General features: G+C 71.4%; 11 protein-coding genes. 6 read left to right on the top strand and 5 right to left on the bottom strand.

The window, feature by feature from the left end; genetic code table 11:
• Positions 1-301: 301 nt before the first annotated feature.
• From ABZT06_RS23270 to ABZT06_RS23260, 3 genes are all read left to right on the top strand, one after another.
• Positions 302-700, top strand: coding sequence for a RidA family protein (locus ABZT06_RS23270; protein WP_355743951.1), 399 nt, complete (start codon positions 302-304; stop codon positions 698-700).
• Entirely contained in the window at positions 693-1,151 is a 459-nt protein-coding gene (locus ABZT06_RS23265; RefSeq protein WP_355744629.1) for a GNAT family N-acetyltransferase, read from the top strand. Before ABZT06_RS23270 ends, ABZT06_RS23265 begins: the two co-directional genes overlap by 8 nt.
• Before the next feature lie 121 nt (positions 1,152-1,272).
• A complete protein-coding gene (locus ABZT06_RS23260; protein WP_355743949.1) occupies positions 1,273-2,658 on the top strand; it encodes a PAS domain-containing protein in 1,386 nt (461 codons plus the stop codon).
• 2 nt (positions 2,659-2,660) lie between these two features.
• Here ABZT06_RS23260 and ABZT06_RS23255 read toward each other — a convergent pair whose 3' ends face one another.
• Positions 2,661-3,437, bottom strand: a complete 777-nt coding sequence (locus ABZT06_RS23255; protein ID WP_355743946.1) for an SIS domain-containing protein — start codon at positions 3,435-3,437, stop codon at positions 2,661-2,663.
• A gap of 206 nt (positions 3,438-3,643) precedes the next feature.
• Here ABZT06_RS23255 and ABZT06_RS23250 point away from each other — a divergent pair, with 206 nt between their 5' ends.
• Both ABZT06_RS23250 and ABZT06_RS23245 read left to right on the top strand, forming a co-directional pair.
• Entirely contained in the window at positions 3,644-4,336 is a 693-nt protein-coding gene (locus ABZT06_RS23250) for a metal-dependent transcriptional regulator (RefSeq protein WP_037709529.1), read from the top strand.
• Between the two features lie 509 nt (positions 4,337-4,845).
• Entirely contained in the window at positions 4,846-5,745 is a 900-nt protein-coding gene (locus ABZT06_RS23245) for an alpha/beta hydrolase (RefSeq protein ID WP_355743943.1), read from the top strand.
• 63 nt (positions 5,746-5,808) lie between these two features.
• On the opposite strand, the gene ABZT06_RS23240 is transcribed toward ABZT06_RS23245, so the two are convergent.
• From ABZT06_RS23240 to ABZT06_RS23225, 4 genes are all read right to left on the bottom strand, one after another.
• A complete protein-coding gene (locus tag ABZT06_RS23240) occupies positions 5,809-8,331 on the bottom strand; it encodes a hypothetical protein (RefSeq protein WP_355743941.1) in 2,523 nt (840 codons plus the stop codon).
• 122 nt (positions 8,332-8,453) lie between these two features.
• Positions 8,454-10,043: a transporter gene (locus ABZT06_RS23235; RefSeq protein ID WP_355743940.1), complete on the bottom strand. Its 1,590-nt coding sequence runs from the start codon at positions 10,041-10,043 to the stop codon at positions 8,454-8,456.
• Positions 10,040-10,810, bottom strand: a complete 771-nt coding sequence (locus ABZT06_RS23230) for an ABC transporter ATP-binding protein (RefSeq protein ID WP_355743938.1) — start codon at positions 10,808-10,810, stop codon at positions 10,040-10,042. The genes ABZT06_RS23235 and ABZT06_RS23230 overlap by 4 nt, the downstream gene beginning before the upstream one ends.
• A 63-nt stretch (positions 10,811-10,873) precedes the next feature.
• Entirely contained in the window at positions 10,874-11,536 is a 663-nt protein-coding gene (locus tag ABZT06_RS23225; protein WP_355743935.1) for a bifunctional DNA primase/polymerase, read from the bottom strand.
• A gap of 293 nt (positions 11,537-11,829) precedes the next feature.
• Here ABZT06_RS23225 and ABZT06_RS23220 point away from each other — a divergent pair, with 293 nt between their 5' ends.
• Positions 11,830-13,215: a transcriptional regulator gene (locus ABZT06_RS23220; protein WP_355743932.1), complete on the top strand. Its 1,386-nt coding sequence runs from the start codon at positions 11,830-11,832 to the stop codon at positions 13,213-13,215.
• The last annotated feature ends 48 nt before the right edge of the window (positions 13,216-13,263 follow it).

Raw genomic sequence — 13,263 nt, 5'->3', positions numbered from 1 at the left:
ACGCAGGCGACCCGCGAGCTCTGGGTCCCTCCGCCTTGCGGCGGGGGAGCCGGCCGGACGTTACCGGCGAGCTCGCGGGTCGGGTGACTGCGTTGGATTGGCCGGCTGCGTGCATCTCGTACACGCTGGTCCGGCACCGCACTCGGTGGGTGACGGGCCGCTAGCCCGCAGCCACCTCTTCCGTCCGGTATGAATACATCTGCCGAACCACCTCCTCTCCGAAGTACCTGCAGCCTAAGAAGACCGTCCCGCGGGTTCAACCCCTTTTTTTCCGGGGCCGTGATCACCTAGCGTGCGGCCCATGACGCAGCGACGAGCGGTCCTCAGCGGTTCCCCCTTCGAGGAACAGATCGGGTACGCGCGCGCCGTGGTCGACGGGGACCGCGTGCACGTGTCCGGGACGACCGGGTTCGACTACGCCACCATGACGATCTCGGACGACGTGGTGGAGCAGGCCGAGCAGTGCCTTCGGAACATCGGGGCCGCGCTGACCGAGGCCGGGTGCACCTTCGCGGACGTGGTGCGGGTGCGCTACCTGCTGCCCGACCGGGAGGACTTCGAGCCCTGCTGGCCGGTCCTGCGCCGCCACTTCGGCGAGGTCCGCCCGGCGGCCACGATGCTGGTGTGCGGCCTCGCCGACCCCAGGATGAAGATCGAGATGGAGGCGTACGCGCGCAGGGGGAGCGGTGACATTGACTGACCTGCGGATCGAACCCGTCGTAGGGGACGAGATGGCCGAACAGTGGCGGCACGTGCACAACGTGATCGTTCCGCCCGCCGCCATGGGAGCCGAAGACGTACGGGAGCGCGTTCGGCGGTACCGGCTGGAGAACGCGTATCTCGGCGACACGCTCGTGGGGTGCTCGACCGTCCGGCCGCCGGAAGGGGAGGACTCCGTGGCGACCGTCATCGCGCGCGTGCTGCCCGATTACCGGGGACGGGGTTTCGGGAGGGCTCTCTACGAGAAGGGTCTTGATCATGCGCGTGTGCTCGGCGCCCGGGTGATCGAGACCTGCGTGCTGGCCGTCAATGGGGACGGGGTGCGGTTCGCGCTGGCGCGCGGGTTCGTCGAGGTCGACCGGTATGTGCTGGACGGCGAGAGCGACGAGTGGATCGACCTGCGGCTGGAGCCGGACCGGGGAGCCGTATGAGGGGTTCCGTGGCGTTTTTGCCGTACAACGATTCTCTCAATCTTGCGGGAACCCGGTGTGTGCTGCGTCACGTTCGAGTTCAATGATTGTTAGTGAGCGAAGCAGCCGGTAGGGGGTCCAGGTGAGTGCTTCCCGGCGTAGTGGGACCACCGACGAGCTGGGGCCGGACGGCCCCGGCGGTTCGGATCTGCTCGCCGCGTTGCTGGACGGCATGGACGCGGCACTCTGTGCCTTCGACGCGGACGGTGTGGTCACCCACTGGAATCGTGAGGCCGAGCGGATCCTCGGCTGGACCGCGGCCGAGGCCGTGGGACGGCACGGGTTCGCCGGGTGGGCCGTTCGGCAGGCGGACGCCGAGGAGGTCGAGGCGCGGCTGATGTCCGCCATGCAGGCGCCCGGGCGGCAGGTGCACGAGTTCGCGCTGCTGACCAAGGACGGCGGCCGGGTGCTCGTACGCACCCAGTCCGCGGCCGTGCGCGGGCCCGACGGGCAGCCGGCCGGGGTGTACTGCGCCTTCAGCGAGGTGCACACGCAGATCGATCTGGAGCGGTCGATCGCGCTCAGCGAGGCGCTGTTCGAGGACGCTTCGTGGGGTGTCGTGCTGGTCGACGCCGACCTGCGGCCCGCCGTGGTCAACGCGCACGCGGCCCGGTCCCTGGGCATCGGGCGTACGTCCGTGCTGGGGCGGCCCCTCGGGGAGCTGCTCGCGCAGGGCGTGGAGGAGCTGGAGAGCGCGCTGACCCATGTGCTGGCCGAAGGCGCGCCGCCGGCACCGGCCGAGATCTGGGTGGCGGTGCGGACCCCGGACGGCGAGAAGCGGCGCTGCTGGCGCTGCGGGTTCGTGCGGTTGTCCTCGCCGCTCGCGGAGGAACCGGTGCCATTGGGCGTCGCCTGGCTGTTCCAGGACGTCACCGAGGCCAAGCAGAGCGAGCAGGAGGCCTCGCTGCTGCGGTTCCGGACGAACCAGCTGCACCGGGCGGCCCGGGCGGCCGCGGAGTGCGAGGACCCGGCCGAAGCCGCCGTCGTCCATCTGGACTTCGCCCTCGCCGGGTTCGCCGACCACGCGCTGATCGACCGGGTGGCCGGGGGCGCGGTGGCCGACGGGGAGGAGACGGGTCCGGTCCGTCTCGTACGGGTCGCCGCGACGCCCTCCGGGGCACCCGGGCCGAGTCTGCAGGCGTCGGGCGCCGCCGGGCTGCCCGTGCGGTACGGGGAAGGGCATCCGGCGCTGCAGTGCGTGGACCGGGTGGGGTCGGTACGGGCGAGTGTGGGGTCGGCGTCGGGGGGCCCGGCCCGCGAGTGGGCCGAGGCCCGCCAGTGGCCCCCGGACGTGGTGCACGCGTTGTGCGCGGTGCTGCGGAGCCGGGGACGGACGCTCGGGGTCGTGACGTTTCTGCGCGGCTCCGGGAGGGGCCAGTTCGAGCGGGGCGACGCGGTGTACGCGGAGGACGTGGCGGTGCGGATCGCGGCGGCGCTGGATCTGGGTGGTGTCGTGAAGCGCGCGTAGAGCTAATGCCGGTAGAAGATCCGGTCCCCGTACTCCTCGAACACCCGCTCGTTCCACTCCAGGCCGCCGTCCACGTTCCCCGACCGCAGCAGCGGTGGCTCGATGCCCCGCTCCGCCAGCGCGCCCGCCGCCGTCGCCATCACGGCCTGGAGCAGCGCCGAGGTCACGACCGTGGAGGCCGGGGCGAAGGGGGCCGGGACGGTGTCCAGGGAGAGCTCCGCGTCGCCCGGGGCGATCTTGGAGTCGAGGACGACGTCGCAGTGGTCCTTGAGGAAGGTGCCGGAGCTGTGGCGGGGCTTCGTCGCCGTGGTGTACGCGACCGACGTGACACCGATGACCTTCACGCCGAGGGACCGGGCGGTCAGGGCCATCTCCACGGGCAGCGCGTTGCGGCCGGACAGGGAGATGATCACGAGGGCGTCCCCCGCGCGCAGGGGCGAGCAGTTCAGGACGGCGCTCGCGAGGCCGTCGACCCGTTCCAGGGCGGAGCCCAGGGTGGCCGGCCTGACGTCGACGCCCACGACGCCCGGCACCGCCAGCAGGTTCATGAGGGCGAGTCCGCCGGCCCGGTAGACGAGGTCCTGCGCGGCGAGCGAGGAGTGTCCGGCGCCGAACGCGAAGAGGCGGCCGCCGGCGGCGACGGTGTCGGCGAGGAGTTCACCGGCCGCGGTGACGGACTCGGTCTCCTCGTCGCGGAGCCGGCGCAGCAGCCCGATCGCGGCGTCGAGGAACTGTGCGGACAGCTTGCCGTCGGCGGTCGTGGAGCCCGTTTCGCCCATGCGTCGTCCAACCCTTCGTCGCTGTGTCGCGGATCACCGTGCGGTCTGGACCAGTGGGATGTCAATACGGCCGCGTGCCTGCTCGTAACCGCCTGGTTTCAACGGCGCGGCACGCTTGTCAGTGGCATCCGGCAGAATTGATGTCAGGGCCAGCGCACGCGCCGGGAAGCTGTCGAGCTTCCGGCAGATCTCATCAAGGGGCACGTATGTCCGGACTGATCGACACCACGGAGATGTATCTCCGCACCATCCTCGAGCTGGAGGAGGAAGGTGTGGTCCCCATGCGTGCCCGGATCGCCGAGCGTCTCGACCAGAGCGGGCCGACCGTCAGCCAGACGGTGGCGCGGATGGAGCGCGACGGGCTGGTGTCCGTCGCCAGTGACCGGCACCTGGAGCTGACGGACGAGGGCCGGCGGCTGGCCACCCGTGTGATGCGCAAGCACCGGCTCGCGGAGTGCCTGCTCGTGGACGTGATCGGCCTGGAGTGGGAGCAGGTCCACGCGGAGGCGTGCCGCTGGGAGCACGTGATGAGCGAGGCGGTGGAGCGCCGGGTGCTGGAGCTGCTGCGCCACCCCACCGAGTCGCCGTACGGCAACCCGATCCCGGGTCTGGAGGAGCTGGGCGAGAAGGACGGCCCGCATCCGTTCCTGGACGAGGGCATGGTGTCGCTGGCCGAGCTGGACCCGGGTCTCGACGGCAAGACGGTCGTCGTACGCCGTATCGGTGAGCCGATCCAGACGGACGCGCAGCTGATGTACACGCTGCGCCGGGCGGGTGTGCAGCCCGGTTCGGTGGTGAGCGTGACCGAGTCGGCCGGCGGGGTGCTGGTGGGCAGCGGCGGCGAGGCCGCGGAGCTGGAGTCGGACGTCGCCTCGCACGTGTTCGTCGCCAAGCGCTGACCGGCCGCGCGGGGCGGCACCGGGTCTCCACGGCCGGAACCGGTGGGGCGGTTGTGGTCGTTCCGGGTCTGGCCGGATCCGAGATTCACCGTGCGGAATCGCAGCGCTTCGACGCTTCCCGTGCGAGGCTGTCGCGTGGGGCATATGACCTGAGGGGGCGGGCGGATGTGCCGTGGACGTGGGGATGGCCCCGGCGCCTTTCGGTGCCGGGGCCGGTCCTCCCCTGTGCTGACCCGGAGCCCCGAGCTCTCAGGGTCATTCCCCTCGGACCGATGTCCCCGAGCGGTCCGCCTCCCGCTGAAGATCTCCCCTCGGTCGCGGCGATCATTCCTTGAGGGGGGTCACTCGAATGAGGGGTGTTACCGCGTGAGACCCGATTTTCGAATGCATATTCGATAGATTGACGGTCTGAGGGTGACGGGGCGCGGGGGATGTGCGCTACAGAGATGTACGACCAGGAAGCGGCAGACGGGGCAGGCACAGCGGCCAGGGGAGCTAGGGGGGTGCCAATGGCGCGGCGCATCGACGTGACCGGGGCGGGTGGCGTACGTCTTGCCGCCTGGGAGTTCGGTGACCCTCCCAAGACCGACCCGACGGACCCCGCGGAGAAACGATCACCCGGGGTGCTGTTACTCCACGGCCTGATGGGCCGTGCCTCGCACTGGGCGTCCACCGCCCGCTGGCTCTCCGAGCGCTACCGGGCGGTCGCGCTGGACCAGCGCGGTCACGGCCAGAGCGACAAGCCCCCTCGGGCCGCCTTCACCCGTGACGCGTACGTCGAGGACGCCGAGGCAGCCCTTGAACAGCTCGGCCTCGCGCCGACTGTCCTCATCGGCCATGCCATGGGCGCCCTGACCGCCTGGCAGCTCGCCGCCCGCCGGCCCGACCTGGTCCGCGGGGTGATCATCTGCGACATGCGGGCCTCCGCCCTCGGCGCCGCCTCGCAGCGGGAGTGGGGCGAGTGGTTCAAGGCCTGGCCCGTCCCCTTCGCCACACTGGCCGACGTACGCAAGTGGTTCGGTGAGGACGACCCGTGGGTGGAGCGGCCCAACCCGGCCCGCGGCGAGTTCTACGCCGAGGTGATGGCCGAGTCCCCCGACGGCTGGCGCCCCGTCTTCGAGCCCGAGCAGATGCTGTCGTCCCGCGAGACGTGGGTCTACGACGCCCACTGGGAGGAACTGACCCAGGTCAGGTGCCCCGCCCTGGTCGTCCGGGGCCTCGACGGTGAACTGGGCCGGGCCGAGGCTCAGGAGATGGTCCGCGTCCTGCCCCGCGGCGAGTACGCCGAGGTCGCCGACGCCGGCCACCTCGTCCACTACGACCAGCCGGACGCCTGGCGGGCCGCCATAGAGCCCTTCCTGGACGGCTTGGACGCCCTGGCCGATCCGGGCCCCGAGGAAACCGGCTGACGCTGTCCGGGGTGGAAACCGGCCGGCCCCCGGCGGACCAGGTCCACCGGAGGCCGGGTGAGGTCAGCGCACGTCGACGTAGTCGCCGCCGGCCGTGGCGCTCGCGGTCGTGACACTGCCCGTGAAGGAGTAGCGCCAGTAGCCGTCCGCGGTCGCCTTGACCGTGGTCTTCAGGTTCCCCGTGCTGTTCGTCGTGACCGTCTTCACGGTCGTGTACGTGGACGCGCCCTTCTTGCGGAACTGGAGCGCGACCTTCTGGCCCACGTACCCGTGGTAGCCGCCCAGGGTCTCCCAGTCGGCCCGGGAGAGCTTCCCGGTCACGGTGAGGGTCTTGTTCTTGGCGACGGGCTCGGGCGAGGCGTTGACCGTGAGGGCGGCGTCCCGCACCAGCGGCACCGACTTCACCGCGTGCCGGTCGGTGTGTCCGCTGCCGTCGGCGGACTCGGCCCAGGCGGCCGCCTGCCAGGTGCCGGCCAGGGCGTTGCGCCCGAAGTTCGAGCGCGGCTGGATGTAGGCGAACTGGACCGAGCAGGTCGCCGTCGTCGTGTTCACCTTGGTGCAGGACCCGGGCCAGGTGCCGTAGAGGATCGCGCTCGGGGCGTCGTAGGACCCCTTGTAGAGGTACATGTCGCCGCTCGCGATGCCGGACGGGTCGGTGGCGGTGAACGTCGCCGTGAACTCCTGGAGCGGCTGGTCGTCGAGCCGGACCGGCTTGCCGCCGTTGACGACGACGTTGGAGACACGGGTCGAGCCGACCGTCTCGTCGCCCTGCGTGGCCGGGCCCGCGAAGGCCCGCACGAGGGTACGGGTGAGGCTGCCGCCCCGGTCGTCGACGGCGGTGACGCGCAGGGTGACGTAGGCGGCCGAGGCCGGGACGGCGTACTGCGCCGAAGCGTCGGCCGCGAGGGCCAGGTCGGTCCAGGTGGTGCCGCCGTCGGTCGACGCGGCGAGGCCCGTGACGCGGGTGTTCGCGGTGCCCGCGTCGACGCCGCGGGTGGTCGCGGTCGCCGAGACCCGTACGGTCCCGGCGGCGGTCCGGCCGAAGGCGTCGAGACCCGAGACCTTCACCTGGGCGTCGATCAGCGGGAGGAAACGGTCCGAGGTGCCCGTGGAGGTGCTGCTGGAGCGGAACGTCCACTCGTCGCTCAGGTCCGTCGCCAGCCGCGCGTACGGCACCCGGCGGTGCAGGGTCTGCCGGAGCGTGTACGACTGCTCCTTCGCCGGCAGCGGCGAGGAACTCAGCGAGTGGGACGCGTCGATGCCGGAACCGTCGGCATAGACGACGCCGTCCTCGCCCGTCACCTTGTACGCGGACAGGGCGCGGTTGTCGGAACCCTGGTGGCCGTCGGCGTCCCCGAACGCGCTCGCCTCGTCCAGGAAGAACCTGCCGTTGTAGAGCTGTGAGGCCGTGCCCACCGGGTGCACCGGCTGGAGCGGGGCCGCACCGAGTGTCTCGCCCGCGCTGCTGCCCGCGGACAGCGTCCGGTCGGCCAGGCTCAGGTACTGGTCGTAGGTGCCGTAGTCCAGGAGCCGGCCGTACTCGACGCCCGGGGTGACGTACTCGGTGACCGGACCGCCCACCGGCACCGGGGTGCCGATGTAGACGCCGGTCCACTCGCCGAAGTCCGGGACGGTCTGCAGGGCGGCGGTGGTCCGGGTGCCCGGTGCGTGGACCTGGGTGACGGTCCTGGCCAGGGAGGCCCTGGTGACGTTCTTGACCGGCGAGGCGGGCACGGTGTTCTTGAAGCTGTGGGTGAGGTCGTAGCGGTAGGTGCTCGGTACGTTCGCCGAGGAGCCCTTCTTCGCCAGGACGTCGTGGATGCGCAGCGAGACGCCCGGCATCGTGAACGGCGTGACGTACACCTTGGCGTCGTCGGCGCCCGCGAAGCCCGCCAGGTCACCGCCCGGCACGGTCAGCCAGACGGCGGCGGACTGCCGGGTGGCGGTGGTGTCGTCGGTGCGGATGCCGGTCTCCTTGGCGGCCCGCTGGTCGAAGTTCACCGTCTTCGCGGCCGAACCGACCGTGAAGGACTGCGCGAGCAGATAGCTCGGCTGCTGCCAGTCGGAGTGCAGCGCCACCGAGAAGTAGTCACCGGGCGGCAGCTTCACGGTCGACGTCGGCCCGTACGCGTCGCTGTTCACCGCGTACGACGTCCAGGTCCTGCGGTCCCAGACGTAGAACAGCTTGGTCGCGACGTCCGCGTGAGTGATCGTCAGCTTGACGGAGTACGTCGAGGCGGCGGCCGTCGTCGCGACCGCGGGGGCCGGCTTCAGCGCGAGGCTCGCGGGCTCCCGGTCCGCCGCGCGCGCGGCGCTCGGCCGCACCGACACCGTGCCGTCGAGGGACGCGATCGCGTAGCGGGTCCGTTCCGCGCTGTCCGCCGCGGTGACACGGAGGTTCCGGCCGCCGACGAGGTCCACGCGGTCGCCGTTGCCCAACTCGACGCCGTGCGCGCCCGGCCGCGTGGTGATCTTCCCTGTGCCGCCCGCTGCCGGAGCCGCCGTGGCCGGGGGCGCGAGCAGCACGGACGCGGCGAGAACCGCCCCGCACAGCCCCGCCCCGGCGGATCTTCGAACACCGATCATGAAAAAAGCCCCCTCGCCCCTGATCCCCTTCGCGACCTTCCCGGTTCACACCTCACAGGAGTCGCTCGGTTCACTCTAAGCGGCGGCTCTGACACTCGAACACCGGCACCAGCAGGTCCGTGTCAGCCCTTGCTGACCGCCGTCAGGATCTCCGGCAGTCGACGGGCCGTGCGGGGGGCCGCCAGTCGTAGTCCCGCCAGCGTGATCGCGGTTCCGTACACCGCGCCGACCGGCAGCAGCACCCAGCTCCACTCGTCGCCGCCCGCAGTGAGGTTGGCCCAGACCGTCAGGGCGATCACGGGGGCGCACAGCAGGGCGGCCGAGACCATGCCGCCGACGACGGCGGCCGCGGCGAGGCCGGACTGCCCCGGGGCCACGTTCTTGTAGCCCTCCTGCGGAATCGAGTACGGGAAGCGCGCCGACGTCCACGCCCCGGTCGCCAGCATCGCCCCGAGCAGCGCGAAGGACACGCCGAGCACCTCGGGCAGCTTCGGCCAGTCACCGATCAGCGCGGTCGTGACGACGGTGACGAGCGTGGCGTACGGCAAGGTGATCACCAGCAACGCCAGTGCACGCGCGCGGAGTTCGACGTAGGCGTCCCGCGTCGAGGAGATCGTCATGGCGACCATCCAGAACGCGGAGGTGTCCTGCCCGAACTGGTTGTACATCTGCACGCCGAGCATGCCCGCGGCGAAGCACGCGAAATAGATGGACCCCGTGCCCTGCACCGCGTTGAACACCGGCACGATCAGCCCGATGGCCAGCGACGTCACCCACGCGGCCTTGGTCTTGGGGTCGCGCCACACATAACGCAGGCTGCGTTCCATGACGGTGCCGGTGCGCCCGGCGGGCAGCAGCCGGGCGAGCCCCGTCGAGTTCCGCTCACGCGCGGCCCCCTCGGCGGAGGGGAGCGTGGAGCCGTCGGGGGAGGTCATCAGCCGGGTCAGATGACGGGACCAGAGGGCGAGCAGGCCCGCCAACGCGGCTGCGGAGAGCGCGAGTTGCAGGACGGCGACCCCGTACGACCCCGCACTCGCCGAGTCGACCGCCCCGATCGCCGACGCGGGCGGCACCCACTTCAACACCTCCGCCGGACCGTCCAGTTGGCCAAGGCCACCCGAACCGAGCCGCTGCGCCCCGAAGTTCACGACCTGCGCGCCGACGGCGACGACCAGTCCGCTCAGCACCGCCAGATCGCGGCCCTTGCGGCTGGTCAGCAGCCGGATGTTGGCGACGGCGACGGCCCGCGCGAGCGCCACGCAGACCAGCAGCGCGAGCACGACCCCGAGTACGGCGAAGACGTACGCCGTGGCGCCGTGCGCGACCGAGACGACGGACCCGGCGAGCACGCAGAGCGTGAACACCGGCCCGATGCCGACCAGCGAGGCCGCCAGGAGCGCCCGCACCAGGGGCCGGGGCCGCAGCGGCAGCATCACCAGGCGGGTGGGGTCGAGGGTCTCGTCGCCGCCGGGGAAGAACAGCGGCATCACGGCCCAGCCGACCGCCAGCACGGCGACCAGCGGGACGACGACGGAGGCGGCGTGCTCGTCGCCGCGCAGGGCGATGAGACCGAGCAGCTGAAGGACCGAGAAGAGCAGTACGGCCACGGCCGAGGCGATGTAGGCGGCGCGCCGCCCACCGGACTGCCGCAGCCCGTTCCTGAGCAGCGACAGCTTCAGCCGTACGACGATCGGGGTGATGTCCTGCGTCATCGGGCCCCGCCGCCCAGCCAGTCGAGGTGCGTGCCGGTGTCCTGCCCCTGTGCGCCGACGAGTTCGAGGAACGCGCGCTGCAGTGAGGGCGCGGCGCCGCGCACCTCGTCGAGCGGCCCGTGGGCGCGGATGTGGCCGGCGGCCATGACGGCCACCCAGTCGCACAGGGACTCCACGAGCTCCATCACGTGCGAGGAGAAGACGACGGTGGCGCCGGAGGCCGTGTACCGCTCCAGCACGCCCCGGATGGTCTGCGCGGAGACGGGGTCGACGCCCTCGAAGGGCTCGTCGAGGAACAGCACTTCGGGGTTGTGGAGCAGGGCGGCCGCCAGCCCGATCTTCTTCCGCATCCCGGTCGAGTAGTCGACGACCAGCTTGTGCTGGGCCCCCGCCAGATCGAGCACGTCGAGCAGCTGGGCGGCTCGCCGGTCGACCTCGTTCCCGGGCAGCCCCCGCAACCGCCCGGAGTACGCGAGCAGTTCGCGCCCCGAGAGTCGTTCGAACAGCCGCAGTCCCTCGGGAAGAACGCCGATCCGGGCCTTGACGGCCACCGGGTCCTGCCACACGTCATGCCCGACGACCGCAACGGTTCCCTGATCGGGCCGCAGCAGCCCGGTCACCATGGAGAGAGTGGTGGTCTTTCCGGCCCCGTTGGGCCCGACGAGCCCGATGAACTTTCCGGCGGGCAACTCCAGATCGATCCCGGCGACAGCGACCTGCTGCCCGAACCGCTTCCAGAGCCCACGCACACTCACAGCCGACGTCATGAACGCCAACCTTAGGGGCGCGGGGCTGTGCTTGATTATGCGGCTCCGCCGCTCGGGCGCACGCTAGCGATCCCTACCGCACGCATAAGCAAGCGGCGAGATCAACTCCTCCGCATCCGGCAGCCACCGATTCGCGGGCGTAGGACGACAAGCCCACTGCACAGCCCCGGACGACCCGAACCGAGTAGGAGGCGCGGCGACATACGCCCCCTCCCCAAGCGCGACCAGATCAAGAGACGAGGGAGTCCACCCGAGCTTTCGTACCAACTCCGGCAGCTTCACCGACGCCCCCGGCAGAACGAAGAAGTGCATCCGGCGATCCGGCGTCAGCGTCACGGGCCCCAGCGTCAACTCCATCCGCTCCATACGGGCCAGCGCCAGGAACCCCGCGGTCTCCGGGACGGAGATCGCGTCGAAGGTCCGCCCCGTCGGCAACAGGATGGACGCCGTCGGCTGCTTCTGCCACATCCGGCGCACGACCGTCGCACTGCCGGTGGCCTGCGTCGCCCAGTCCTCCCGAGAGGGATGCGCCCCCGGCGCGGCGCACGCGGTGTCACCGCAGGAGCACCGCTGCACCCCGTCGACGGCTTCCAGCCAGGCGCCGGGGAAGACGTCCCAGTGGCGCTCCTCGGCGTAGCGTACGGCGGTCTCCAGCAGCGATTCGCCGCGCTGCTTCGGAATCTGGGCGGCTTCGGTACCCGCGATCGTCTCTTCCACGCTGAGCACAACTCCCGCACCCACCTCGGGTTACGGCCAGGCCAGGACCTGCGCGCGCGGGGGAAGCGCACCGATTCCGTATCCGGGGCGCATGGATGCATGTGTGGGGGCGCAGAGGAGGAACCTCGGCGTGAGCTGGGTAACCAGGTGGGGGGTCGGTACGAGTCTTTACCCCGGCAATCCTCGCATGCCTCGCATTTTCGACACGTTGGCGGGGCATTGATCTTCACGGCCGGAACTTTTCGGTGGAAGACACGTCAACTCGGTGCGTGGGCAGGCACCGCAGCCACAGGGGGTACGCCATGGCCGCAAGGCCTCTCGTCGCGCGGCAGCCGAACGAACGGCTGCAGGCGCTCATCCAGGAGGCGGGGTGCTCGAACGCCGGGCTCGCCCGCCGGGTCAACATGTGCGGTGCCGAGCACGGCCTCGACCTGCGCTACGACAAGACGTCCGTGGCCCGTTGGCTGCGCGGACAGCAGCCGCGGGGCCGCGCACCCGCGATCATCGCGGAGGCTCTCGGGCGCAAACTCGGCCGCACGGTCACGATCGACGAGATCGGCATGGCCAACGGCAAGAACCTCGCCTCCGGCGTCGGGCTCCAGTTCTCGCCGACGGTACTGGGCGCCATCGAGCAGGTGTGTGAGCTGTGGCGCAGTGACGTGGGCCGCCGGGACTTCCTGTCCGGCTCCTCGGTCGCCGCGTCCGCGCTGGTCGAGCCGAGCCGCGACTGGCTGATCTCCTCGCCCGACTCGCAGGTGGCGCGCCAGGCGGGCCCGCGCGTGGGCCAGTCCGACGTGGCGGCCGTGCGGGCGATGACCCAGGCGCTCGTCGACCTCGACCACCAGTACGGCAGCGGGCATGTGCGCCCGGTCGTCGTGCACTACCTCAACAGCGTGGTCTCCGGGCTGCTCGCGGGGTCGTACCGGGAGGCGACCGGGCGGGAACTGTTCGCGGCCGTCGCGCGGTTGACGGAACTCGCCGGGTACATGGCGATCGACACCGGTCAACCGGGCCTGGCCCAGCGGTACTACATCCAGGCGCTGCGGCTCGCGCAGGCGGCCGGCGACCGCGGATACGGCGGCTATGTGCTCGCCGCGTCCATGAGCCACCTCGCCGCGCAGCTCGGGAACCCCCGGGAGATCGCCCAGTTGGCGCGGGCGGCGCAGGAAGGGGCGCGGGGGCGCGTCACACCGCGCGCCGAGGCGATGTTCTACGCGGCGGAGGCGCGCGGGCACGCGCTGCTGGGCGACGCGCGGGCCACCCAGGCGGCGTCCGGGCGGGCCGTGCACGCGCTGGAGGCGGCGGATGCCTCCTCCGGTGACGACCCGGCATGGATCGCGCACTTCGACGAGGCCTATCTGGCCGACGAGTTGGCCCACTGCCACCGTGACCTCGGCCAGGCCGACGCGGCGGCGCGGTGCGCGCAGGAGTCCCTGGACGGGCTCCCCGAGAACAAGGCGCGCCGCCGGGCCATCGGCCTGGTCCTGCTCGCCTCCGCGCAGGTGCAGCAGCGCGAGATCGAGCAGGCCTGCAACACCGGCCTGAAGGCGGTGGAGTTGCTGGAGACCGTCCGCTCCAACCGGGGCGCGGAGTACCTCGACGACTTCCAGCAGCGCCTGGAACCGTTCCGGGACGAGGCGGTCGTGAGGGAGTTCGGGGCCCGGCTGGACCTCCAGGCGGCCGCGTGAAGGAGGACATATACAGCGGATGCGGGCCCGTAACCGTCACATGATCTC

Origin of the sequence: Streptomyces sp. NPDC005483, from assembly GCF_040606035.1 — a bacterium.
Classification (GTDB): Bacteria; Actinomycetota; Actinomycetes; order Streptomycetales; family Streptomycetaceae; genus Streptomyces.
The sequence above is the reverse complement of the archived record's forward strand: the minus strand, read 5'-3'. Positions and strand labels throughout refer to the sequence as shown.